This window comes from Mesorhizobium sp. M4A.F.Ca.ET.050.02.1.1 (assembly GCF_003997725.1).
Taxonomy (GTDB): Bacteria; Pseudomonadota; Alphaproteobacteria; order Rhizobiales; family Rhizobiaceae; genus Mesorhizobium.
Genome location: NZ_RZSG01001004.1, coordinates 1 through 1,898, shown reverse-complemented (window position 1 = coordinate 1,898; position 1,898 = coordinate 1). Strand labels below are relative to the sequence as shown.

Sequence of the window (1,898 nt, the reverse complement as noted above, 5' to 3'; positions counted from 1 at the left end):
GGCTGATCTCGCGGCGCGAGGGACGGGTGAGCGAGCAGAAGGCAGACACCGAGGCGCGGAACAGCCTTTCGGCCTTTCCCGCCTCTGTCCGAACAGCGATTTGCCTGAAATCCGAAGATGACACGGAAGATACGCCCGACACTCGACACAACCCTGGCGACGCTCGACCGAACCGTGCCGGTTTCGCGTGCATCAGAAACAAAGTTCAAATTAGCGGCGATCCGTTAGCGCTCCGTTAACCCTCTGCCCGCCTTAATCATATTTGGAGGCGTTGCGTTGTGCTCCGGGGCAACCGAGAGGAATACGCGAACCATGGGCATGGTACTGTCTTTCGTGCCGCGACCGGCACCCGTAAATCGAGCAGCTCGGGACACCGGCACACCGGCGGCGGTGATCATCTTCCCCGGCGTCCGCTATGAACAGCCGCCGCTGACCGGCCAGTCGCGTCCGGCCGATCCGAACGAGCCGCCGCGGACGCCTGTTCCGCATCACTAGACCAATTCCAGGAAAAGTGTGAAACGGTTTTCCGTTCCGAATTGTGCCAATAAAAAGATAGAGCGCCGCGCGTCCGTTCGGGCGCGCAAAGGACCTTCCAAGAATTAGAATCCGCGTGCGCTGCCTGGTCAGTAATCCTGCAGCTCGCAGGAACTCTGCTCCAGGAACCGTGACACGATCGGTTTCCAGCTGTCGTCCGGCACGAAGGCACGGATGACGAAGATGCCTTCCTCGATCGGCGCCTCAACGAAGATCGCACCCTGCAGCTCCTCCGGAAGTTCCCGGCGCACATCAATCATCTGCGCCGGCGTCAGCACCACTGTGTCGAGCACGCCGCCGGTCGCGGTGTGATCGTTGAAGGAATAGAAATTGTGGCCGTTGCGGTCATAGACCGACACCGACCAGAACGGCACGTGGCCCGGTGCCTTGATGCGCACCATGCCTTCGGCGAGGTCGAAGCGGCATGCCGCCGCGTAGAATAGCGGATCGACCGATTTCACCACCGGCGCGCCGCCGGCCTCGGCGTCGAGCCTGGTCATCCGGTATAGGTCCGAGGCCATCGCCAGCCGCGACCAGGCATCGCGCTCGGAAAATTCCGGCACCAGCATCAAAACGATGATGTGGACGATGCCGGCGCCGATCAGGCCGAGCAGCATGGCGTGGAAGAGCCTACGCATTGCAGCCCACTTTCACGATGCCGGGCAGCGTCACGTCGGAAAGGCCGGTGCTGCTGGCGATCGGGGTGTCGTAGAAGGTGAGCACGAAATACATCTTGCCGAAGCCGTCGGTCAGCAGCCAGTTGCCGGGAGCGGGGCGGTTGCCGACGGCGATGGCCACCGAATTGTCGGGCTGGCGCAGCACCTGGTAGGACTGGAGCGCGGCCAGCCTCGCCTTGCCTGTGTCGACCACGCCGAGCGACCGATCGGCGGCATAAAGCGTCCAGAAGCGGGCGGTGGGGAATCCGCCTTCGATCGTATAGGCGCATTCGCGCTTCAGGGGTTCGCCGCCGGCGTCGCGCTCGGCGATGAAGGATAGCCCCTCGGCCTTGCCGAGCGCCAGCACGCCCTCGCGCGCCACGCGCGCTTTCGAATAAGGGTCGGCGCCTTGTGTGCCGATCTCGGGAAAGGCCGTCCACTGGCCGATCCTGATCGCGCCGACGCCGTCCTGCGCCTGCAGCGCATACCAGACGCTGCCGCCGCCGACGCCGACGGCAATGGCAAGCGAAAGTAGCGTCAGGAAGGCGGTCTTGAGCATGAACAGCCAAAACAGGAGAACTTGCCGCTCGGGGATATCGCGGGCAGGGGCCTCGTGGCAAGTCGCGCCGGTGGATAGGCGGACGCTGAATGGGACGCTTAGAGCGCCGACAGCGTCTCCGGCGCCTTGGGCGCGTCGAGCACAGGGGC

Annotated in this window: 3 protein-coding genes; 1 reads left to right on the top strand and 2 read right to left on the bottom strand. The window is 64.0% G+C overall.

Going from position 1 to position 1,898, the window contains the following annotated elements; all coding sequences use genetic code 11:
* Positions 1-312 precede the first annotated feature (312 nt).
* On the top strand, positions 313-495 hold the full coding sequence (locus EOA33_RS34260; RefSeq protein ID WP_245482525.1) for a hypothetical protein: 183 nt from the start codon (positions 313-315) through the stop codon (positions 493-495).
* Positions 496-623: 128 nt separating this feature from the next.
* Here the strand turns inward: EOA33_RS34260 and EOA33_RS34255 are convergent, their stop codons facing one another.
* Both EOA33_RS34255 and EOA33_RS34250 read right to left on the bottom strand, forming a co-directional pair.
* A complete protein-coding gene (locus tag EOA33_RS34255) occupies positions 624-1,172 on the bottom strand; it encodes a DUF1254 domain-containing protein (protein WP_126055774.1) in 549 nt (182 codons plus the stop codon).
* On the bottom strand, positions 1,165-1,749 hold the full coding sequence (locus tag EOA33_RS34250; RefSeq protein WP_126055773.1) for a DUF1214 domain-containing protein: 585 nt from the start codon (positions 1,747-1,749) through the stop codon (positions 1,165-1,167). Before EOA33_RS34250 ends, EOA33_RS34255 begins: the two co-directional genes overlap by 8 nt.
* Between the last annotated feature and the right edge of the window lie 149 nt (positions 1,750-1,898).